The sequence below is a fragment of the Lentzea xerophila genome (assembly GCF_051094245.1).
GTDB lineage: Bacteria > Actinomycetota > Actinomycetes > Mycobacteriales > Pseudonocardiaceae > Lentzea > Lentzea xerophila.
The window spans coordinates 160,809-181,040 of the sequence record NZ_CP194934.1 but is presented as its reverse complement, the minus strand read 5'-3'; the positions used below and the strand labels follow the sequence as shown (position 1 = coordinate 181,040).

At 71.0% G+C, this 20,232-nt stretch carries 22 protein-coding genes; 10 read left to right on the top strand and 12 right to left on the bottom strand.

Features of this window, described 5'->3' with window-relative positions:
* Positions 1–69: 69 nt before the first annotated feature.
* Positions 70–837, bottom strand: coding sequence for a GGDEF domain-containing protein (locus tag ACRSBM_RS00960; protein WP_434438688.1), 768 nt, complete (start codon positions 835–837; stop codon positions 70–72).
* A 141-nt stretch (positions 838–978) separates the two neighbouring features.
* Here ACRSBM_RS00960 and ACRSBM_RS00955 point away from each other — a divergent pair, with 141 nt between their 5' ends.
* The 3 genes from ACRSBM_RS00955 (at position 979) to ACRSBM_RS00945 (ending at position 4,403) form a co-directional block, all read left to right on the top strand.
* On the top strand, positions 979–3,225 hold the full coding sequence (locus tag ACRSBM_RS00955) for a sigma-70 family RNA polymerase sigma factor (RefSeq protein ID WP_434438687.1): 2,247 nt from the start codon (positions 979–981) through the stop codon (positions 3,223–3,225).
* Positions 3,226–3,337: 112 nt separating this feature from the next.
* On the top strand, positions 3,338–3,937 hold the full coding sequence (locus ACRSBM_RS00950) for a GtrA family protein (protein ID WP_434452911.1): 600 nt from the start codon (positions 3,338–3,340) through the stop codon (positions 3,935–3,937).
* Complete coding sequence (locus ACRSBM_RS00945; protein ID WP_434438685.1) at positions 3,867–4,403, top strand: GtrA family protein; 537 nt, start codon at positions 3,867–3,869, stop codon at positions 4,401–4,403. The genes ACRSBM_RS00950 and ACRSBM_RS00945 overlap by 71 nt, the downstream gene beginning before the upstream one ends.
* 32 nt (positions 4,404–4,435) lie before the next feature.
* Here the strand turns inward: ACRSBM_RS00945 and ACRSBM_RS00940 are convergent, their stop codons facing one another.
* Together ACRSBM_RS00940 and ACRSBM_RS00935 are read right to left on the bottom strand one after the other, a co-directional pair.
* Positions 4,436–5,710, bottom strand: coding sequence for an ATP-binding protein (locus ACRSBM_RS00940; RefSeq protein ID WP_434438683.1), 1,275 nt, complete (start codon positions 5,708–5,710; stop codon positions 4,436–4,438).
* Positions 5,710–6,384 carry a response regulator transcription factor gene (locus ACRSBM_RS00935; protein WP_434438682.1) on the bottom strand — a complete coding sequence of 225 codons (675 nt, stop codon included), beginning with the start codon at positions 6,382–6,384 and terminating at the stop codon, positions 5,710–5,712. Before ACRSBM_RS00935 ends, ACRSBM_RS00940 begins: the two co-directional genes overlap by 1 nt.
* A gap of 31 nt (positions 6,385–6,415) precedes the next feature.
* Between ACRSBM_RS00935 and hisN the strand changes: the two genes are divergently transcribed.
* Positions 6,416–7,195 carry a histidinol-phosphatase gene (gene hisN, locus ACRSBM_RS00930; protein WP_434438680.1) on the top strand — a complete coding sequence of 260 codons (780 nt, stop codon included), beginning with the start codon at positions 6,416–6,418 and terminating at the stop codon, positions 7,193–7,195.
* Here the strand turns inward: hisN and ACRSBM_RS00925 are convergent.
* The 4 genes from ACRSBM_RS00925 to ACRSBM_RS00910 are packed head-to-tail and all read right to left on the bottom strand — an operon-like array spanning position 7,176 to position 10,774.
* The gene (locus tag ACRSBM_RS00925; RefSeq protein ID WP_434438678.1) at positions 7,176–7,430 is read right to left on the bottom strand and encodes a hypothetical protein; all 255 of its coding nucleotides are present in this window, start codon (positions 7,428–7,430) and stop codon (positions 7,176–7,178) included. The two genes, hisN and ACRSBM_RS00925, sit on opposite strands and share 20 nt — an antisense overlap.
* Positions 7,427–9,988, bottom strand: coding sequence for a TNT domain-containing protein (locus tag ACRSBM_RS00920; RefSeq protein ID WP_434438676.1), 2,562 nt, complete (start codon positions 9,986–9,988; stop codon positions 7,427–7,429). Before ACRSBM_RS00920 ends, ACRSBM_RS00925 begins: the two co-directional genes overlap by 4 nt.
* A 1-nt stretch (position 9,989) precedes the next feature.
* A complete protein-coding gene (locus tag ACRSBM_RS00915) occupies positions 9,990–10,304 on the bottom strand; it encodes a WXG100 family type VII secretion target (RefSeq protein ID WP_434438675.1) in 315 nt (104 codons plus the stop codon).
* Positions 10,301–10,774 (bottom strand): YbaB/EbfC family nucleoid-associated protein, encoded by a 474-nt coding sequence (locus ACRSBM_RS00910; protein ID WP_434438673.1) that lies wholly within the window; start codon positions 10,772–10,774, stop codon positions 10,301–10,303. Before ACRSBM_RS00910 ends, ACRSBM_RS00915 begins: the two co-directional genes overlap by 4 nt.
* A gap of 97 nt (positions 10,775–10,871) precedes the next feature.
* Between ACRSBM_RS00910 and ACRSBM_RS00905 the strand changes: the two genes are divergently transcribed.
* A complete protein-coding gene (locus ACRSBM_RS00905) occupies positions 10,872–11,309 on the top strand; it encodes a MaoC family dehydratase (RefSeq protein ID WP_434438672.1) in 438 nt (145 codons plus the stop codon).
* 18 nt (positions 11,310–11,327) lie between these two features.
* Here the strand turns inward: ACRSBM_RS00905 and ACRSBM_RS00900 are convergent, their stop codons facing one another.
* The 3 genes from ACRSBM_RS00900 to ACRSBM_RS00890 are packed head-to-tail and all read right to left on the bottom strand — an operon-like array spanning position 11,328 to position 13,585.
* Entirely contained in the window at positions 11,328–12,257 is a 930-nt protein-coding gene (locus ACRSBM_RS00900; protein ID WP_434438670.1) for a hydroxymethylglutaryl-CoA lyase, read from the bottom strand.
* Positions 12,244–12,768, bottom strand: a complete 525-nt coding sequence (locus ACRSBM_RS00895) for a PH domain-containing protein (RefSeq protein WP_434438668.1) — start codon at positions 12,766–12,768, stop codon at positions 12,244–12,246. The genes ACRSBM_RS00900 and ACRSBM_RS00895 overlap by 14 nt, the downstream gene beginning before the upstream one ends.
* Before the next feature lie 13 nt (positions 12,769–12,781).
* Positions 12,782–13,585, bottom strand: a complete 804-nt coding sequence (locus ACRSBM_RS00890) for a biotin--[acetyl-CoA-carboxylase] ligase (protein ID WP_434438666.1) — start codon at positions 13,583–13,585, stop codon at positions 12,782–12,784.
* 117 nt (positions 13,586–13,702) lie between these two features.
* Between ACRSBM_RS00890 and ACRSBM_RS00885 the strand changes: the two genes are divergently transcribed.
* Both ACRSBM_RS00885 and ACRSBM_RS00880 read left to right on the top strand, forming a co-directional pair.
* Positions 13,703–15,349, top strand: a complete 1,647-nt coding sequence (locus ACRSBM_RS00885) for an acyl-CoA carboxylase subunit beta (RefSeq protein WP_434438665.1) — start codon at positions 13,703–13,705, stop codon at positions 15,347–15,349.
* The gene (locus ACRSBM_RS00880; protein WP_434438663.1) at positions 15,346–15,567 is read left to right on the top strand and encodes an acyl-CoA carboxylase subunit epsilon; all 222 of its coding nucleotides are present in this window, start codon (positions 15,346–15,348) and stop codon (positions 15,565–15,567) included. The genes ACRSBM_RS00885 and ACRSBM_RS00880 overlap by 4 nt, the downstream gene beginning before the upstream one ends.
* Here the strand turns inward: ACRSBM_RS00880 and ACRSBM_RS00875 are convergent.
* The gene (locus ACRSBM_RS00875) at positions 15,564–15,953 is read right to left on the bottom strand and encodes a hypothetical protein (protein WP_434438661.1); all 390 of its coding nucleotides are present in this window, start codon (positions 15,951–15,953) and stop codon (positions 15,564–15,566) included. The genes ACRSBM_RS00880 and ACRSBM_RS00875 overlap by 4 nt on opposite strands.
* A 77-nt stretch (positions 15,954–16,030) precedes the next feature.
* On the opposite strand from ACRSBM_RS00875, the gene ACRSBM_RS00870 reads away from it, so the two are divergent.
* The 3 genes from ACRSBM_RS00870 to ACRSBM_RS00860 all read left to right on the top strand — a co-directional run bounded on the left by ACRSBM_RS00870 (position 16,031) and on the right by ACRSBM_RS00860 (position 19,470).
* Positions 16,031–17,443: an MFS transporter gene (locus tag ACRSBM_RS00870; protein WP_434438659.1), complete on the top strand. Its 1,413-nt coding sequence runs from the start codon at positions 16,031–16,033 to the stop codon at positions 17,441–17,443.
* Positions 17,403–18,002, top strand: a complete 600-nt coding sequence (locus ACRSBM_RS00865; RefSeq protein ID WP_434438657.1) for a Maf family protein — start codon at positions 17,403–17,405, stop codon at positions 18,000–18,002. The genes ACRSBM_RS00870 and ACRSBM_RS00865 overlap by 41 nt, the downstream gene beginning before the upstream one ends.
* Positions 18,003–18,183: 181 nt before the next feature.
* Positions 18,184–19,470, top strand: coding sequence for a dicarboxylate/amino acid:cation symporter (locus tag ACRSBM_RS00860; RefSeq protein ID WP_434438656.1), 1,287 nt, complete (start codon positions 18,184–18,186; stop codon positions 19,468–19,470).
* A 19-nt stretch (positions 19,471–19,489) separates the two neighbouring features.
* Here the strand turns inward: ACRSBM_RS00860 and ACRSBM_RS00855 are convergent, their stop codons facing one another.
* Entirely contained in the window at positions 19,490–20,146 is a 657-nt protein-coding gene (locus ACRSBM_RS00855) for a hypothetical protein (protein ID WP_434438654.1), read from the bottom strand.
* Between the last annotated feature and the right edge of the window lie 86 nt (positions 20,147–20,232).

The following is a 20,232-nucleotide window of genomic DNA, read 5'->3' as shown; positions in this document are numbered from 1 at the left end:
AGAACACTTCCGCGGGCAGACGGAAGCGACCCGGTGGGGACGCGGGGAGGGTGGGCGCGGGACAGGGGGTCAGCGCCCGAGCGTGGTGAGGAGTGCGCGCGCTTCGTCGTGGGTGTCCGGCAGGCGCTCGGTCCAGACCTTCGCGGGACCGGCCGGCCGGACGTGCGGGTCGTCGGCGAGCCGGTCGGCCGCCAGGATTCTGAGGTTCGACACTCTGCGCACGAGCAGCTCGTCCCGGCGAACCAGCACCGCGGCCACGCACGGCCCGAGGGTTGCCAGCGTCTCGCCATTGTCGAAGACGGTGCGCAACGCGTCCGACACCAGGGTCATCGCGACGACGCGCGACCAGCCCGAGGCGCGGTGCACGTCGAGACGCAGCAGGACCAGGGCGTAGTCGAGGGGCGCGACGGGAGTCTCCCGGTACACCTCACCCAGCCGTGTCCGCAGGTAGGCGGCCGTCGCCAGGCCGGTCAGAGGATCTTCGGCCGCGCACTCGCCGGCTTGCTTCGTCACCACGTCCGCCCATCCCAGCGCTGTCATGCGCAACATCCGCGAAGGGAGCGCGTCGACGTCCGGCGACACGATGTGCGACGGGTCGGTCAGCACGGCGTGCAGCGCGGCGAGGTCCAGCAGGGTCTCGCTGAGTCCCGCTCCGGCCTCGGCGCGGGCCCGGCCGAGCCGGACCAGCGCGTCGCCGGGGTCGGCGTCCTCCAGCACCGCCGCGCACACCTCGTCGACCTCGGCGAGCGGCCAGTCTGCGGGGAACGCCCAGCCTGCGGCCATGGTGGCGGACCGCCACCTCGACTTCAGCAGGCGTTCCGCTTGTGCGACACCCACCCGGTCTCCCTTCAGCTCACCCGATTCCAGGTGGGAGACGCAGCCGTCGCTCGTTCGTGACGCAACCCGCGCGGGGGATTGAGATGACTGCACCCTGCGCCGTAAGTCACACTGAGCGCCGCGAGGAGGGAAACGAACACTGTGGCGATCGTTCCTGCAGACGTCCAGGGGCCCAGCGACGCGGAACTCATCGAGTCCGTGCGTGGCGGAGCCATCGACGCCTACGGCCAGTTGTACGAACGCCACGTCTCGGCGGCATACAACCTCGCCCGCCAGCTGTCCCGGTCGCAGATCGAGGCCGACGACCTCGTGTCGGAGGCGTTCGCCAAGGTGCTCGACACGCTGCGGGCCGGCCGCGGGCCCGACACGGCGTTCCGCGCGTACCTCCTCACGGCACTGCGCCACACCGCGTACGACAAGACCCGCCGCGACAAGAAGGTCGACCTCACCGAGGACATGACCGACGTCGCGCCGCCGGTGGCGTTCAGCGACACGGCGGTGGCCGGGCTGGAACGGTCGCTGGCCGCCCGCGCGTTCGCCGCGCTGCCGGAACGCTGGCAGATGGTCCTGTGGCACACCGAGATCGAGGGCCAGTCGCCCGCCGAGGTCGCTCCGCTGCTCGGGCTGACGGCCAACGGCGTGTCCGCGCTCGCCTACCGCGCCCGTGAGGGCCTCAAGCAGCAGTACCTGCAGATGCACCTGGCCGAGACGAACGCCGAACGCTGCCGGGCGACGGTCGACCGGCTCGGCGCCTGGACCCGCGCGGGCCTGTCGAAGCGCGAGGCGACCCAGGTCGAGACGCACCTCGACGAGTGCGGCCGGTGCCGGGCGCTCGCCGCCGAGCTCGCGGACGTCAACGGCGCGCTGCGGATCTTCGTCGCCCCGCTGGTGCTGGGCGTCGGTGCCGCGACGTACCTGGTGACCGCGGGCACGACGACGGCAGTGGTCGGCGCCGGAGCGGCCGCGAGCGGTGCGGGCGCGGTGGGTGCCGCGATCCCCCGCCAGCTCGTCACCGTCGGTGGCTCGGCCGCCGCGGTGGCCGCCGCCGTGGTGATCGCACTGGCCGCGAGCGGCGGTGACCAGCAGCTGCCCGCCGTCCAGGCCGTCCCGCCGCCACCGACGCAGACGCAGGTCCAGACACCCCGGCCGCCCGTTCCCCCGGTCGTGGTGCCGACGCCGACCACACAGCCGCCCCCGCCGCAGACCACGACTCCCGCGCCGACGCCCTCACCGGCACCACCGCCGCCCGCCCCGTCCGAGCCCCCCGCTCCGGAGCCGGCCCCCGAGCCCCCGCCCGCCTCGCTCACGCCGACGACGCCGAGCGGGTACACGCTGACGCCCGGCGAGGAGCCCAAGGACTTCCCGATCTCCGTCCGGAACACCGGCGGCACCGCCGCACCGCCCGCGAGCATGGTGCTGACCCTGCCGCCGGGCGTGGTGTCGACCGGCGGGCCGTCGTCGTTCGCCGCCGCGCGCCTGCTGCAGCCGGACGGCGCGGCCGACCAGTCCGTGGACTGCCCGGCGGGCACCGGAACGATCACCTGCGCGACGCCGCAGGGCATCGCGCCCGGGAGCCAGGCGACGTTCCTGTTCCGGCTGCGGGCGACCGACACCGCCGTGCCCGGCACGATCACCGGCACCATCAGCGCGGGCGCGTCGATCTCGGTCAACGTCAGCATCGCGGTCGACGTGCCGCCGATCAACGACGACATCGAGCTCACCGTGTCGACGTGGCACCACGTGTTCTGGCACCCGCGCGTGGACGTGGGGGTGCGCAACAAGGGCCCGCGCGCGGGCACGTTGAAGCTGGACGTGTCGGCGTCGGAGAACATCGTGATCTACACCCCGTACCGCGAGTGCGCGCGGACGGACGAGAACTCCATCCGCTGCGTCACCGACCTGGACAAGGGCGCCCGGTTCCGGATGTCCGCCTGGGCGTTCGGGCGGCCGCACCAGGGCGGGACGATCACCGTGACGGCCACGCTGGGCAACGCCACGAAGTCCATGACGGTGCCGTTGAAGACGTGGCCGGACCACCCGCCGGTCGAGGAACCGGAGAACCCGCCGCCGTCGCCCACCGTGCCGCCGACCTCCACGACGATCCCGCCGGTGAAGCCGACCGAGCCGTCGACGCCGAGCAAGCCGACGGATCCCGCGGTGCCGACCGTGCCGACCTTGCCGTTGCCGACCCCGCCGCCGGTGCTTCCGCCGTCGACCAGCGAGCCGGCGCCGTCCGTGCCACCGTCCGTGCCGCCCTCGACACCGCCGTCGACGCCGCCGTCGACCGCGCCGCCGGGGTCGGAGGAGCCGTGCACACCGTGGCCCGGTCTGCGCCCGCCGCTGATCCCGGATCTGCTGCGGCCGCCCTGTCCACCGCCGCGAAGTTGATCAAAAGTTGATCTTTGATTGTCACGGAACGTGCAGGTCACACACCTCTGGGTGGCGAAAGGTAACACCCGGAGGCCGGCGCCGTTACCTTGATCCCTAAGATGGCGCGGTGCTGCCAGTCGTTCGCCGCGCCATGAGCCGGTTGCCGGAACCACTTCAGTTCCTGTTGCACAAGCACCGCGAGTTGATCCGGTTCGCCCTGGTCGGCGGCACGACGTTCCTCATCGACAACGGTGTCTGGTACGCGCTCAAGCTCACGGTGCTGGCGGACAAGGTCGTCACGGCCAAGGTCATCGGCGTGCTGGTGGCGATCATCGCCTCGTACGTGCTGTCCCGCGAGTGGTCGTTCCACACCCGCGGCGGCCGCGAACGCCACCACGAGGCCGCGCTGTTCTTCCTCGTCAGCGGTCTCGGCGTGGCCATCAACATCATCCCGCTGTGGCTGTCGCGGCACCTGTTCGGCCTGCAGGCCCCGTTCGTGTCGGGCATGACCGAGGAGATCTCGGACTTCGTCTCCGGCTCGATCATCGGCATGCTGCTCGCCACCGGGTTCAAGTTCTGGGCCATGCGCCGCTGGGTCTTCCCGGACGCGGGCGCGCGGCCGGACCGGCGCGTTCACCCCATCTCCGTAGACTCGTCGCGTGTCCCTAGCCGAAACAGTGGTCTCCCGGTTCCCGGAGCCGATCCGGTCGATCGCGCTGAAGCATCGTGAACTAGTCAAGTTCGCCCTGGTCGGGGGCACCTGCTTCGTGATCGACACCGTCCTGTTCTTCGGGATCAAGACGGTCGTGCTGCCGAACAACCCGGTGACGGCGAAGATCATCGCGACCCTGGTCGCCACGATCGTGTCGTACGTCCTCAACCGGGAGTGGTCGTTCCGCACCCGCGGCGGCCGCGAGCGCCACCACGAGGCCGCGCTGTTCTTCCTCGTCAACGGCATCGGCATCGTGCTGAACTCGGCGCCGCTGTACATCGCGCGCTACGCGTTCCACCTGCAGGAGCCGCACGTCTCGCGGTTGACCGAGGAGATCTCGGACTTCCTGAGCGCACAGATCGTCGGCACGCTCGTCGCGATGGCCTTCCGCTGGTACGGGTACAAGAAATGGGTGTTCCCCGAGCAGAACGCCCGCGGCGCCAAGCGGCCGATCGAGGAAGAGAAGGAACTCGGCCACTCCTGAGCCGTCAGCCCTGAGTCGTCAGCCCTGAGCCCTCAGCGCGGGGTGTTCGGCGTCTTCCAGGGGATGCCCACCACGTCCTGGGCCTTCGGCACCGGCAGGAACACCGCGAACGTCGCCGGGCGCGCCGTCGAGAGCTCCAGCCGGCCGCCGTCCGCGTCGACCAGCGCCCGCGCGAGCGCCAGTCCCACGCCGGTCGAGCCGCCACCGGACACGCCACGTTCGAAGATGTGCGCCGCCAGCTCGTCCGGCACGCCGGCGCCACCGTCGCTGACCTCGACCACGACCGTGCCGTCCTCACCGCGGGCCGAGACGACGACGGAGCCTTCGCCGTGACGCAGCGCGTTGTCCAGCAACACACCGATGGCCTCGCGGAGACGGGCCGGTGTGGCGCGGGCCAGCAGGCCGTCCGGGACGCGGACGCGCAGCGCCCGGCCCTGGCTCTTGACCTGTTCGCGCCACTCGTCGGCGATCAGGTTCAACGCCGGTCGCAGCTCCAGCGGTTCGGCGCCGAGGGCCCTGGCCGCGCGGGCGGCCGCGAGGAGCTCATCCAGCACGGCGGCGAGACGTTCTGCCTGTTCGAGGGCAGCGCGGGCCTCGGCGGCGGTGTCCGGTTCCGGGTGCTCGGCGAGGGCTTCCAGGCGTAGTTGCAGAGCGGTCAGGCGGCTGCGGAGCTGGTGGGAGACGTCGCCGACGAGTTCGCGCTCGCGCTGGACGAGCCGGGCGAGCGCCGTCGCCGAGGTGTCCAGGGCTTCGGCGACCGCGTCGAGCTCGGAGATGTCGTAGCGCTTCTCGTCGGCGCGGAAGTCGCCCGCGCCCAGGCGGGACGCGCGGGCGGCCACGTGGACGAGGGGGCGGGCAAGCGTTTGCGCGGTCACCAGGGCGACGACGGTGCCGGTGCCGACGGAGAGCGCCAGCAGGAGCAGCACGAGGCCTGCCACCTGGGCCTGGCTGGTGTGCATCGGGCCGGAGGGGATCTCCAGCCGGACGGTGCCCTCCTGCGCGATCGGCAGTTCGACGGTCAGCGGGTCGTTGCCCGGCGAGGGGCCCGTGACGCTGGTGACGCCTTCCGACACGACCGTCAGGCGGCCGTCGTTCGGGATGGCGACTCGAACGGCCTCGATGTCGAGGCTCTGTTGTTTGGCGAGCTGGTCGTCGAGCTTCGTCGCGATCTGCTGGGCTCGTTCGGTGAGGTCGCCGCGGGCGGTGTCCTCGACGAGCTGCAGCGCGGTGTAGCCGAGCGGGATGCCGAGCACGAAGCCCGTGACGGCGACGGCGAGCAGGATCGCCCGCAGGATCCGGCGGCGCATCAGTCGGCGTTGAAGCGGAAGCCGCGGCCGCGCACGGTCGCGATGCGCTTCTCGGCGGAGTTCGGGGTGCCGTCACCGAGTTTCCGGCGCAGCCAGGACATGTGCATGTCGAGCGTCTTGCTGCCCTTGAGGTCCGGGTCGTTCCAGACCTCGGAGAGGATCTCGTCGCGGCTCACGACCTGCCCCGCGCGCTGGATCAGCACCTTGAGCAGCTCGAACTCCTTGTTCGCGAGCTGGATCTCCCCGCCGTCGACCGTGACGCGGCGGGCGGCCAGGTCGACGCGCACGCCGTTGACCTCCAACGTGCCGGGTGCGCGGCGGCGCAGCAGGGCGCGGATGCGGGCCATCAGCTCGGCCAGGCGGAACGGCTTGGCCACGTAGTCGTCGGCGCCCGCGTCGAGCCCGACCACGAAGTCGACCTCGTCCGCACGCGCGGTGAGCATCAGCACGGGGATGCCCCTGCCGCTCTGCCGGAGTCTGCGGCACACCTCCAGCCCGTCCATCCCCGGCAGGCCGAGGTCCAGCACCAGCAGGTCGATGCCCCCGGTGAGGGCGGCTTCGAAGGCACGCGGCCCGTCGCCCACGACCTGCACCGAATAACCCTCCCGCGTCAACGCGCGGGAGAGAGGTTCCGCGATGGCCGGATCGTCCTCGGCCAGCAACACCACGCTCACGGGCCCAGCGTATTCGTGGAACGATCGCCGCGTGTCACGCCACGATGCTGATCTCGAACTCGCCCTCCGCCTCGCCGACGCCGCCGACGCGATCACCGCGACCCGCTTCCGCGCCCACGACCTCTCCGTCGAGAGCAAGCCGGACCGCACCCCCGTCACCGATGCCGACGTCGCCGTCGAGGACGCGATCCGCGCGGTGCTGTCCGCCGAACGCCCCGACGACGTCGTCATGGGCGAGGAGCGCGGCGGCACGCTGGAGGCGTCGCGGGTCTGGGTGCTCGACCCGATCGACGGCACCAAGAACTTCCTGCGCGGCGTGCCGATCTGGGCGACGCTGATCGCGCTGGTCGTCGACGCCGTTCCGGTCGTGGGCGTCGTGTCGTCGCCCGCGCTGGGCCGCCGCTGGTGGGCCGCCACAGGTGGTGGCGCGTTCGCCTCGGACGCTTCCGGCGAACGCGCGATCTCCGTGTCCGGCGTGCGCTCTCTCGAGGACGCCTACGTGTCGACGACCGACATCAAGTCGTGGGTGGAGTACCACTCACGCGAGGCGTACCTGCGGTTGGTGGACGCGACCTGGGAGAGCCGGGCGTTCGGCGACTTCTACCAGCACTGCCTGGTCGCCGAGGGCGCCATCGACCTGGCGCCCGAGTGCGTGGCGAACCCGTGGGACATCGCCCCGTTCCAGGTACTGGTGACCGAGGCGGGTGGCCGTTTCACCTCACTGGACGGTGAGGAGCGTTACGACGGCGGCAGCGTGCTGACGTCGAACGGCCACCTGCACGAGGCCGCGCTCAAGCTGTTGGCACGGTGAGGGTTCCGCGCGCGACCTGAGCCCAGGCGAGCCGGCCGAAGAGGTAGTGGCACGCCACGCTCTCGTCGTCGAACCGGGCCCAGTCGTAGCGGTTGCCCTGCTCCTGCCAGAACACCTCGTGCCCCGTGTCGTCGGTGAGGAGGCACCAGCGTCCCTCCGCCTCCTCACCGATGCTGACGACGTCGTCCGGCACGCCGATCCTGGTCAGCCACTCGGGCAGCGACTCGACGTTCATGACGTGATCTCCGTGAGGTAGCCGAGCGCGACGAGGTCCGCGACCGGGTAGGTGGTGCGGTACCGGGCACCGCCGCCGGGCTGGCCGAACCAGGGCGCGCTGATCGTGCGGTGGACGGGCAGGTCTTTGGCGACGCGGTACCGGCGGTAGCCCTCGTCCGCGGCCTGAGGCGGCAGGGACCGCTGGGCGAACGGGGTGCCGGCCGCGCTCAGCACGCGGCCCTCCGGGGTGCCGAACCTGTCGAGCTCGGCACCGGCCTCGAGGACCTCCGGCTGGCTGTCCTCGTAGCCGCCTTCGCGTTCGACCGGCCAGCGCGGGGTGCCGTCCTCGTGCTGGAACAGGCTCTCCCAGTCGCGTTCGTGCATGCCCGCGAGCGGGTCGTGGCCTTCCAGCAGCGCCTGCACGGCCGGGTGATCCTTGGGGAGGCCTTCGGACGGTGCCGCCGGCTGCGGGGCGGTCGTGTCGACCAGATCGGCGCGCGGGTGGTCCTGCGGGGCGAACCTCGGCACGACCCGCTCTTCGGCCTGCGGCGGGGGCGGGAGCTGGCGGGCGGGTTTCGGGGCGCGGCGCGGGGCCTGCCCGGCGCTGAGGAAGATCGCCATGAACCAGCTGCCGGCCGCGATCGCCGTGTAGGTGTGGCGGGCGATGTCGCCGGCCAGGCCGGGGCTGACCAGCGCCTGGTTCTCCCGGTTTTCGAGGCGGTCGGCGAGGACGCCGGTGGCCGGGTGGCCGCCGAGGTCGACGGCCGCCAGCGGGGCGGCGGGAGCCGTGATGGTCTCGCTGACCTGCTGCTCGCCGCGGTCCTCCACGGCCGACGCGTCGAAGGAGCCGTCGCTCGGCGTGTTGAGGCCGTCCTTCGCCAGGTCCTTGGCGGGGTCCTTCGCCGCTGCCTGAGCGTTCTGGCTCTGCGCGGACGTCTGCGCGGAGGCCTGCGTGCCGGACTGGGCCTGACCCGACGCCTGGACCTGGCCGGGCTGGGTACTGGCCTGGCCACCGAACTGGCCCGGCTGCGCGCCCAGCGCCTGGCCCGCGGCCGCCGCGCCCGGAACGCCCGACTTGCCGGCCGGTGCGCCCGCCTTGGTCTCGCCGACCTTGGCCTCGCCCGCCTTCGCGTCGCCGGCCTTGACCTCGGCCGCCTTCGCGTCCGCCGCCTTGGCGGCCTGCTGAGCCTGCTGTCCCTGCTGACCGGGGGCCTGGGCGCCACCCTGCTGCCCGGCGACCGCACCCACCTGCGACGCGGCGGCCGAAGCAGCCGACGGAACACCACCGACAGCGCCACCCACGGCACCGCCGACAGCACCGGCGGGACCACCCAGCGGGCCGCCGACCGGAGCGTTGCCCATGGCCGGTCCGGCGGGAGCGGCCGGGGCCGCGGGTGCCGAGGCCTGGGGTGCGGCGGCCGGAGGGCCGTGCATCTCGGCGCCGCGGGCCAGCGGCGGGTCGAGCACCGCGGCCGAGGCCTGGGTCGTGCCTTCGGCGATCGGGCCGAGGGTGCCGTGCACGCTCGGGATCGCCTCCGCCACCGGCTGCGCGACGGGCGCGGCGACCTGGCCGACCGCGTGGCCCACGTTGGCCACCAGGCCGGGAGCCGGGCCGTTGCCCTCGCCGTGACCGGGTCCGTGCCCCTGACCGTGTCCTTGACCGTGCCCCTGACCGTTGCCGTCACCGCGGCCGGGACCATCGCCGCCGAGCACCGGGCCGGCGGCGTCACGGCCACCGGGCACCGCGTCGACCACCGGCTCCACGACGGCGGCGACGGGCGCGGTCACGGGAGCGGCGGCGTCCAGAACCGGCGCGGCGACGTCGGTCACCGTGTCGACGACAGGCGCCAACGGTGCCGTCACGGCGCCGACGACCGGGGCCACCGGAGCGGTCACGGCACCGACGACCGGGGCCACCGCCTCGGTCACCGGGGCGACGACGGCGGCAACGGGCTCGACGACGGGAGCGACCACGCCCGCCACGCCGCCGACGAGGTCCGTGACGGGCGCCAGCAGGCCACCGGGACCGTGCGCGCCGGGCGCCGTGTTGACGGGCGGCGAGCCGTGGGTCATGTCGATGCCGCTGTCCAGGCGGATGGCGGACGACAGGGTGTTCTGGAGGTTCGCGACGTTGGCCGCGGCACCCTTGGTCAACGTGTCGAGGCCGAGCAACGCGGCGGGGTTGCCGGCGCCGGCCGACGCGGTCGCGGCGTCGTTGTTCTTGGCGAGCGTCACGAGCTCGCGGACGATCTCGACCTTCGCGGCACCGACCTGCTTCGCGGCGTGGTCGAGCCGGTCGGCAGCGGCGTGACAACCGCGGGCCGCGCGCTGGAAGTCGCCGTCCGGGGCCACGACCTTCGCCCACCGGCCGCGCGCGGCGTCACCCGTCCCGCCGGTCATGCCTTCCAGGGCACGGTTGGCGGCACCGTCGGACGAGGTGCCCAAGCTCTTGATCTTGTCGCCGGCCTCGCGCCACACGGTGGCGCTGGACCGCATGGCGTCCTCGTCGGCCTTCGGCCACGAGACACCGGCCTTGGCGGCGATCTCGGTGAGTTCGACGGGAAGCTCGATGCCCATGTCAGCCGTCCAACCTTCTCATCCCGGCCGCGTTGGTCTCCTCGACGTGGCGGTACGTCTCAGCAGTGGCGGCGAGCTTGTCGCCCACGTCCCCCAGCGTCGTCGCGAGTCCCGACAACGCTCCCGCGGTGTCACCGGCGGGCTGCTCGTGCGAGGCGGCGAAACTGCGCCCGACGGCGTCGTCCCCCCAGCAGGCACCGAACGCGGTCAACGCCTTCTCGAGCGTCCCCGCGATCTCGGTCGCCTGCCCGGCGAACCCCTTCAGGTCGCGCGCCCCGGCGTCCAAGCGCTCCAGATCCGCCGAGTACCCGGTCATCGCACCCTCCTGTCGATGAGCTCGGAGTCGAGCCAGCTCACCCGTTCCTCGTTGTCCTCGTCGTCGTCGACGACGCGGCGGCGAACGGGCTGCTGTCCGAGATCCACGGTTTCGTATTCCGAGGGCTGCAGGTCGGCGGTCCCGGCGACCAGCGCGGCGGGGTCCGTGGCGACGGGCAACACCGGGCTCAACGCCTGATAGGTCTCCTCGGCGGCATTGGCTGCGGCCGCGGCAACGGTCTGCACGATCAACTCGGCCAGCTGCTCGGGCCGATGCCGTCGGTACGCCGAGTCCGACAGCTCCAGTTCCACGAGCTTCCCGCCCGCACCGACGGTCGCCGTGACCGTCCCATCCGGACTCGAGGCACGCCCGGAGACGGCGGCGAGCTCACGCTGAACCGACGCCAACTGCTCGCGGCTGCGCCGGTAGTCGGCCAGCAGCTCCTCGACCTGCGCACGGTGGTCGTCCACCGAGTCCCCTCTCACACGCATAGCCCTGGGCTCGGGCTCTAGGACGCCGTCGCCCATAGATCGGTTCCCAGCGGATTCAGTTACGTACGATCAACGCGTGATCGCCTTCGAGGATCTGCCCGCAGGCCGCATCATCCCGCTCGGCGAGACGATCGTCGACCGGGAGGACATGCTGGACTTCGCGAGGAAGTTCGACCCGCAACCCTTCCACCTCGACGAGGAAGCGGGAAAGAACTCGATTTTCGGCGGATTGTCCGCCTCCGGCTGGTACACGGCCTCGCTGTGGATGCGCCGCTGGGTGGACGAGGTCCTGGCCGACTCCACCTCCCAGGGCTCACCGGGAGGCCGCGAGCTCTCCTGGCTGGCCCCGGTCTACCCCGGCGACACCCTGACGTTCGCGGCCGAGGTGCTGAGCGCGCGCCTGTCGAAGAAGCGCCCGAACCTGGGTCTAGTGGAGTTCGCCGGCACGGCTCATCGGGACGGCGAGCTGGTCTACCGGTTCATCGCCACCGGCATGTTCACCGCCCGCGGCTGACGGCACCGGCCTACTGGCCTACTTGGCCAGCGCCCGCACCACCCGGGAAGGGCTGGGCCGCCCCAGCTGCTCGGCCATCCACACGGACGTCTCCACGAGCTTGTCCAGGTCGACCCCGGTCTCGATGCCCAAGCCGTCGAGCATCCACACGAGATCCTCGGTGGCGAGGTTCCCGGTGGCCGACTCCGCGTACGGGCAGCCGCCCAGACCGCCGGCCGACGAGTCGACAGTCGTGACCCCGCAACGCAAAGCGGCCAAGGTGTTGGACAACGCCTGCCCGTAGGTGTCGTGGAAGTGCACCGCCAGACGGGAAACGTCGCGGAACTCCTCCAGCAACGACTCGACCTGCCCTGGCGTGGCGACGCCGATGGTGTCGCCCAGCGACAGCTGCGAGCAGCCCATCTCCAGCAGCCGCTCGCCGACCGCCACCACCTGGGAGCGCGCGACCGGCCCCTCCCAGGGGTCGCCGAAGCACATCGACACGTACCCGCGCACGTCCAGCCCGGCGGCCAGGGCACGTGACACGGTCGGCTCGAACATCTCGAACTGCGAGTCCAGCGTCCGGTTCAGGTTGCGCGAGGCGAACGTCTCGGTGGCCGACGCGAAGATCGCGACGTGCGACACCCCGGCCTCCAGCGCCCGGTCGAGCCCACGTTCGTTGGGCACCAGCACGGGATAGACCACCCCGGGCCGCGGCGCCAGCCCGGCCAGCAACTCGGCGGCGTCGGCCAGTTGCGGCACCCACTTGGGATGCACGAAGGACGTGGCCTCCAGAACGGACAGTCCGGCGGCGGCCAGGCGGTCCAGGAACTCGAGCTTCACCGACACCGGCACGACGACCGACTCGTTCTGCAGCCCGTCCCGGGCACCGACCTCCCAGATCGTCACCCGCGAGGGGAGCGCTCCCGACGGAACCACGTCGGGCAGGCCGGCCTCACGCGCGCCCATCGACGGTCCTCGGGTGGAAGTCGTCGTCGGGATTGTCGTTGACCTCGCGGTAGAGCATGGTGTGGACCCTCTCCACGGACGGGATGTCGTCGAACTCGAGCGGCTCGTCCGAGGCCGACTCGATGATCAGCGTGCCGCAGCCGAGCACCCTGTCGATCAGACTGTGCTCGAAGCGGACGCTGTTCACACGAGCCAATGGGATGTCGAGGCCTGTGCGCTTGACCACTCCCTCGCGGTACATCACGCGGTCCGACGTGATGATGAAGTGCGTCGTCCGCCAGCGCACCACGGGCGCGATGGTCAGCCACAGGATCAGCACGGCACCGAGCACGGCCAGGACGATCCACGCGATGGCGGCCCACGACTGGTCCACGACGAGCCCGGCCAGGTACGTGCCGAGCGCGACCACCACCAGCAGCCAGAACACCGGGAAGATCAGCATCTTCCAGTGGGGGTGCTTGTGGATCACGACGTGCTCGCCGGAGCTCAGCAGGTCGTCGGGATAGGCCATGGGCCAACCCTAACTACGCCGGACGCAAATGCACCACGTCACCAGCGGACACGCCGTGGTCCTGGCCGTCGTCTCCGCGCACGGTCAGCGTGCCGTCCGGCTCGATGCGCTGGGCCACGCCGAGGAGCTCCAACCCGCCCGAGAGTTCGACCCGCACACGCCGGCCGACGGTCGACGAGTGCTCGACGTACTCCTCCAGCACGCCCGACTCGACCGCGTCGCCGCCGTTCTTGCGCCACACGCCTTCCAGCTGCGCCAGTTCGACGAGCAGCCGGAACGCCAGCTCGCCGCGGTCGGTCTCGGTGGCGCCCAGGTCCTCGAGCGACGTCGGCGCGAGGCCGCCCGGCGCCGGTTGCACGTCCGTCGGCAGCTTCGCCACGTTCAGGCCGATGCCCACCACGACGGAGCCGTCGGCGGTGATCTCGGACAGGATCCCCGCGCCCTTGCCCGCGGCGGCACCGAGCAGCAGGTCGTTCGGCCACTTCAGGGAAGCCTCGACACCCACCGACTGAGCGACGCGCGCCAGCGCGAGCCCGGCGATCAGGTTGAGCCACGGCAACCGGGCCGCGGGCACCCCGGACGGCCGGAACAGCACGCTCAGGTAGAGGCCGCCCTCTGGCGACGACCAGCTGCGGCCGCGGCGGCCCTGCCCGGCGGTCTGCTCCAGCGCGATCAGCACGGTGCGGTCGGCCGCGCCGGAACCGGCCAGATCAGCGTTGGTGGACGCAGTGGTCTGCACGACATCGAGAGCGGCGTACGGGCCGTTGGGTGCGACAAGCCGCGCGCGCAGCGCATCGGCGTCGAGTGCGGTGTCCATCGCGTCAGGCTATTGGAACGGAAGAGGGTACGTGCGATCGAAGACGACCAACAGGTTGCCGTGACCTGGACAACTGCACGGGGCAGTTCAGCAATGGTCTCGTTAGGCTGCCAGCTCATGAGCAGTGCGACCGAGCCGATTGGGCACGTCCCCACCGGCGCCTCAGGCGCCCCGGACGTCCACACCACCGCGGGCAAGCTCGTTGACCTCTACCGGCGCAACGACGAGGCGGTTCACGCCGGCTCGGAACGCGCGGTCGAAAAGCAGCACGCGAAGGGCAAGAAGACAGCCCGCGAGCGCATCGACCTCCTGCTCGACCCCGGTTCGTTCGTCGAGCTGGACGAGCTGGCGCGGCACCGCTCCACGAACTTCGGGCAGGAGCGCAACCGCCCGTACGGCGACGGCGTGGTGACCGGCTACGGCACCGTCGACGGCCGTCCGGTGTGCGTGTTCTCCCAGGACGTCACGGTGTTCGGCGGCTCGCTCGGCGAGGTCTACGGCGAGAAGATCGTCAAGATCATGGACCTGGCGATCAAGACCGGCCGCCCGATCGTCGGCATCAACGAGGGCGGCGGCGCGCGCATCCAGGAGGGCGTCGTCTCGCTCGGCCTCTACGGCGAGATCTTCACCCGCAACGTCCGCGCGTCCGGCGTGATCCCGCAGATCTCGCTGATCATGGGCTCGAACGCGGGCGGGCACGTCTACTCCCCCGCGCTGACCGACTTCGTGGTGATGGTCGACCAGACATCGCACATGTTCATCACCGGCCCGGACGTCATCAAGACCGTCACCGGCGAGGACGTGACGTTCGAGGAGCTCGGCGGCGGTCGCACGCACAACACCAAGTCCGGCAACGCGCACTACCTCGGCAGCGACGAGGAGGACGCGATCGCGTACGTCAAGGAACTGCTGTCGTACCTGCCGTCCAACAACCTCTCCGACGCGCCGACGTTCGAGGGCACGCTGGCGGAGGGTTCGATCTCCGACGCGATCACGGACTCCGACCGCGAGCTCGACACGCTGATCCCGGACTCCGCGAACCAGCCGTACGACATGCACGAGGTCATCAACCGCGTGCTCGACGACGGCGACTTCCTGGAGGTTCAGCCGCTGTTCGCGCCGAACATCCTCGTCGGCTTCGGCCGCGTGGACGGCCACTCCGTCGGCGTCGTCGCGAACCAGCCCACCCAGTTCGCCGGCTGCCTCGACATCGACGCCTCGGAGAAGGCCGCGCGGTTCGTGCGGACCTGCGACGCGTTCAACATCCCGGTGCTGACGTTCGTCGACGTGCCCGGCTTCCTGCCCGGCACCGACCAGGAGTGGAACGGCATCATCCGCCGCGGCGCCAAGCTGATCTACGCCTACGCCGAGGCCACCGTTCCGCTGGTCACCGTCATCACGCGCAAGGCGTACGGCGGCGCGTACGACGTCATGGGCTCCAAGCACCTCGGCGCCGACATCAACCTCGCGTGGCCGACCGCGCAGATCGCCGTCATGGGCGCGTCAGGTGCCGCGAACATCGTGCACCGCAAGACTCTCGCGGCCGCCGCTGCCGCCGGCGACGACGTCGACGCCCTGCGCGCGCAGCTGCAGCAGGAGTACGAGGACACGCTGTGCAACCCGTACGTCGCCGCCGAGCGCGGGTACGTCGACTCGGTGATCCCACCGTCGTACACCCGCGGTTACGTGGCACGGGCGTTGTCGATGCTGCGCGACAAGCGGGAGACGCTGCCGCCCAAGAAGCATGGGAACATCCCGCTGTGACCGCGCCCGAGGAGCAGCCACTGCTGAAGGTCGTCAAGGGCTCGCCGGACGACCACCAACTCGCCGCGCTGACCGCGGTGATCGCCGGGCTGGCCGCGGCCGTCCCTGCGGAGGAGGAGCCTTCACCACGCTCGGAGTGGGCCAACCCGGCTCGGCGGGTTCGCCGGCCGTTGCAGCACGGTCCGGGGGCCTGGCGCGCCTCCGGCTTCCCCGGCTAGGAGCAGTCGACCCGGCGGCTGGTCACGTTCAGGCCGACGGCGACCTCGCGGCAGCGGGTCTCGCCGTCGACCTCCAGCTTCAACGTCCAGAACGCGCTGCCGTAGGCGGTGGTCCGCCGCAGCACCTGGACGTGGTCGTGGTCGAGCGGCAGGTTGCCCCGCACCGCGGGCACCACCTGGGTGAGAAGCGCGTTCTCCGCGCGATCGGCGGTGTCGGCGAACGGCCAAATGGGCACTCCATAGCCGATCGGGTCACTCGCGAGCACGCTTCCAACGCCCCACGATCCAATGAGGCCGCCGAGCACGACGAGCAGTGCCGCGATCCGTCTGCGCTTGCCTTCGCGATCGGAGCCGCGTTCGGTGAGGACAAGCACCCAGCGCTTCACTCCTCCGAGAGTGCCGACCGAAGAGGTGATCGCGCATCAGCAGTACTACTCAAACGGACCGTGCGAACTGGCGGACCGTGTACGCGCTGTGCATCGGCTTCTTCATGACGTTGCTGGACACGACCATCGTCAACGTCGCGCTGCCGTCGATGATCACCGACCTGAACGCCTCGCTGAACGACGTCATCTGGGTCGTGAGCGCCTATCTGCTCGCATTCGCGGTGCCGTTGCTGCTGACCGGCCGGCTCGGCGACCGGTACGGGCCGAAGCGGCTCTACGGCATCGGGCTCGTCCTCTTCATCGTGGCGTCGCTGGCCTGCGGTCTCGCCACCAGCGCGGAGGCGCTGATCGCGGCACGGGTCTTCCAGGGGCTCGGCGCGGCAGCCATGACGCCGCAGACGATGACGTTCATCACGCACCTGTTCCCGCCGGACAAGCGCGGTGCGGCGCTCGGCATGTGGGGCTCGGTGGCCGGGCTCGCGACGGTATCCGGGCCGTTGCTCGGCGGTGTGCTGGTCACGCACCTGGGCTGGGAGTGGATCTTCTTCGTCAACCTCCCGATCGGTGTGCTGGCCGTCGTCCTGCTGTACGGGTGGGTGCCCGACCTGCGGCCGAACCGCGTGCCGAAGTTCGACGTGCCCGGGGTCGTGCTGTGCTGCCTGGGGCTCGGGCTGCTGGTGTTCGGCATCCAGAACGGCGAGCACTACCAGTGGGGCCGGGTGGCGGGACCGATCACGATCGCCGAGGTCATCGGGGCCGGCGTGCTGTTCCTCGCGGTGTTCTTGCTGTGGCAGGCGTCCGCGCGCAACGCCGAGCCGCTGATGCCGCTGCGGATCTTCCGCAACCGCAACTTCTCGCTCGGCAACGTCGCGAACATCGCCATCGGCATCACGGTGACCGGCGTGTTCGTGCCGCTGGCGTTGTTCCTGCAGACCGTGCCGAAGCTGTCGCCGCTGATGACGGGCCTGGTCACGGCGCCGGCGTCGCTGATGTCGGGCGTGGTGGCGATCTTCGCGGGACGGCTGTCGAACCGGGCGGACGCCAAGTACCTGCCGATCACCGGGTTCGCCCTGATGGCGCTGGGCATCATGGCGATGACGCTCCTGCTCAGCGACGGACCCCAGTGGGTGCTGCTGCCGTCGATGGTCGCGCTGGGCATCGGCATGGGGCTCGTGTTCTCGCCGCTGACGAACATCTCCACGCGCACGCTCGACCGGTCGCTGCTGGGTGCCGGGTCGGGCATCTACAACACCTCGCGGCAGTTCGGGAACGTGCTGGGCAGCGCGGCGACGGCGGCCGTGCTGCAGATCGTGCTGGCGGCCACGGGCGACTTCACCTCGGCGGTGCGGGCGGCGTTCTACCTGCTGCTCGCGGTGCTGGCGATCGGGATCGCGGCCGCGTTCGCGTTTCGCCAGGTCGCCGCTCCGAGCGGCGTGACAGACTCCGCACGTGCGTCTGATCCTGGCCTCCCAGTCACCCGCCCGTCTTAGCATCCTGCGCGCCGCCGGCGTCGAGCCCGTCGTCCGGGTCTCCGGTGTCGACGAGGACGCGCTCATCGCGTCGCTGCGGAACCCGACGCCCGAGGAGACCGTCATCGCGCTGTCCGCGGCGAAGGCGGAGGCGATCGAGCACGACGACGAGTGCGTCGTCATCGGCTGCGACTCGATGCTGCTGTTCGAGGGCGACCTCGTGGGCAAGCCCGGCACGGCCGAGGTCGCCCGGGAGCGGTGGCGGCGGATGGCGGGCAAGAGCGGCGTGCTGATCACCGGGCACACCGTGCTGCGCGTCTCCGGCGGCGCCGTGGCCGACCGGGCCTCTGGTGCGGAGTCGACGACCGTCCGGTTCGGCACCCCGTCCGACGAGGAACTGGAGGCCTACCTCGCGACGGGCGAGCCGCTGCACGTCGCGGGCGGCTTCACGATCGACGGGCTCGGCGGCTGGTTCGTCGACGGCATCGACGGCGACCACACGTCCGTCATCGGCATCGGCCTGCCGCTCACCAGGAGGCTGCTCGGCCAGGTGGGTGTCCCCGTGTCCGCGCTCTGGTAGACGCTGGTCACAGTTCACCTGATCGGGGAAGACCGCCCCCGGCGCCGGCGTTGACAGCTAGCGGTGAACGAGTACTTGACGCGTCGCAGGCATATCGACCTGGCACGCAGGACGAGCACGGGCTGTCGGAGCTAACCGCTCCCAGCCCCGTTTCGCTCATCCCTGCCCAGGAGATGTTCCAGTGTCGTTCGTCCAGACGTACCGCAAGCCCAAGGTCTTCGGTTTCACAGTTCTCGGCGCGCTCGTCCTCGGCGCGCTCGCCGGCTGGCTCGGCAAGGGCACGTGGCTCGCGCCCGTCCTCGCCAAGATCGGCTCCACGTTCACGGCGCTGCTGCAGCTCACCGTGATCCCGCTGGTGTTCACCGCGATCGTCGTCGGCATCGCCTCCCTGCGGAACCTCGGCGGCGGCCGCACCGCCGCCCGGCTCGGCGGCAAGACGTTCCTGTGGTTCGCCATCACGTCGTTCGTCGCGGTGCTGATCGGCATCGCGGTCGCCTCGATCCTCAAGCCCGGCGCGGGCCTGCGGATCGACCCGGCCGCCGGTGCGGTCGACAAGCTCGCGAAGCGCGCGTCCGGCTCGTGGCAGGCGTTGCTCGACAACCTGGTGCCCACCAACATCTTCAGCGCGTTCACCGAGGGTGAGGTGCTGCAGGTCGTGTTCGTCGCCGTGCTGGTCGGCTTCGCCGCCTACGCGCTCGGTGACAAGGCCGCGCCGTTCACGAACCTGGTGAAGTCGTTCTTCGAGATCGTCCAGAAGGTCGTCGGCTGGATCATCCTGCTGGCCCCGATCGGCATCTTCGGCCTCATCGGCAACGCGGTGGCGTCCTACGGCAACTCGTTCGTGCGGCCGCTGTTCTCGTTGATCCTCGCCGTGTACCTCGGTACCGCGCTCGTGCTGTTCGTCGTCTACCCGGTGCTGCTGAAGTTCGTCGGCAAGACCTCGCCGGTCGAGTTCTTCCGCAGGGCGGGCACGGCTCTGCAGTTCGCGTTCGTCTCGCGGTCGTCGGGCGCCACGCTTCCGTTGTCCCGCAAGGCCGCCGCTGACCTCGGCGTGCCGAACGAGTACGCGAACTTCGCCGTGCCGCTGGGCACCACGACCAAGATGGACGGATGCGCCGCGGTCTACCCGGCCGTCGCGACGATCTTCATCGCGAACATGTTCGGCATCCAGCTCTCGGTGTGGCAGTACGTCGGCATCGTGCTCGTCGCCGTGTTCGGCGCGCTGGCGACGGCCGGGACGACCGGCTGGTACACGATGCTCACGCTGACCCTGAGCGTCGTCGGCCTGCCGCCGCAGGTGATCGCGACCGGTGTGGCCGTGGTCTACGCGATCGACCCGATCCTCGACATGATGCGCACCGCGACCAACGTGGCCGGCCAGATCACCGTGCCGGTGCTGGTGGCGCGCAGCGAGAACCTGATCGAGGAGCCCGCCGCTCCGGCCGAGAAGGACCTCGTCAACGCCTAGGAGTCCGCTTTCAGGAGTCCTAGGAGTCCGCGCAGGGACGCAGCTGCGACAACTTCGGCACCGGTGTGGGCCAGCCAGCGAGCTGGTCCCGCGCCGGTGCCGGTGTCGTACAGCCGATGTTCGGCCCAAGCGGGGAGAACACCTGCACGAACGCGTCGTTGCACTGGCCGTCGCACGCGCGTTGGGCGGAGACGACGTCCGCGGTGCCGTCACCGTCGACGTCGTGCAGGCCGAGGTACCCGGCACTCGACAGGTAGGCCGCCTGCGCGCGCGACCACGTGCCGTCCTTGCGGATCAGCACCTCGCCGAACACCTTGCCGCCGTTCTCGCCGCGCACCAGGCACACGCTGACCGCCGCATCGACGCACTGCAGCGACTTGTCGGTCACCGTCGCGCCGGACTCGGCGATGGTCATCTCGAAGATGAACGGCCCCGACTCGCCGGTCACCCTGATCCGCCCGCCGCCGGTGCCGCTGAGCAGCTCGACGAGGTCCCTGCCGACCGATTTGCCGATGACGACCTGGCACACGGTGGTGCCGCAGCGCATTCCGGCGTCCGTGCCGGATTGAGCTGAATCGGTGTTGTCGGGTCGCTGGAAATAGGCGAACACCAGCCCCGCGACGACGACTACAGCGGCGACGACGGCGGTCACCTGCACGGACCTGGATCCACCCACGTCACAGATTGTGGCCCGATGGGCTCACGATCGATGTGAAGTGAGCCGTCTCTCCCTCTCGAAGTTCACCGATTTCCGTAGACTGC

Coding starts and splice junctions, on each gene's coding strand:
- ACRSBM_RS00920 (WP_434438676.1), bottom strand. CDS start 9,988: ATGGGCATCGAGCTTCCCGTCGAACTCACCGAGATCGCCGCCAAGGCC.
- ACRSBM_RS00885 (WP_434438665.1), top strand. CDS start 13,703: ATGAGCAGTGCGACCGAGCCGATTGGGCACGTCCCCACCGGCGCCTCA.
- ACRSBM_RS00915 (WP_434438675.1), bottom strand. CDS start 10,304: ATGACCGGGTACTCGGCGGATCTGGAGCGCTTGGACGCCGGGGCGCGC.
- ACRSBM_RS00925 (WP_434438678.1), bottom strand. CDS start 7,430: ATGAACGTCGAGTCGCTGCCCGAGTGGCTGACCAGGATCGGCGTGCCG.
- ACRSBM_RS00895 (WP_434438668.1), bottom strand. CDS start 12,768: ATGGCCTATCCCGACGACCTGCTGAGCTCCGGCGAGCACGTCGTGATC.
- ACRSBM_RS00900 (WP_434438670.1), bottom strand. CDS start 12,257: ATGGGCGCGCGTGAGGCCGGCCTGCCCGACGTGGTTCCGTCGGGAGCG.
- ACRSBM_RS00940 (WP_434438683.1), bottom strand. CDS start 5,710: ATGCGCCGCCGGATCCTGCGGGCGATCCTGCTCGCCGTCGCCGTCACG.
- ACRSBM_RS00890 (WP_434438666.1), bottom strand. CDS start 13,585: ATGGACACCGCACTCGACGCCGATGCGCTGCGCGCGCGGCTTGTCGCA.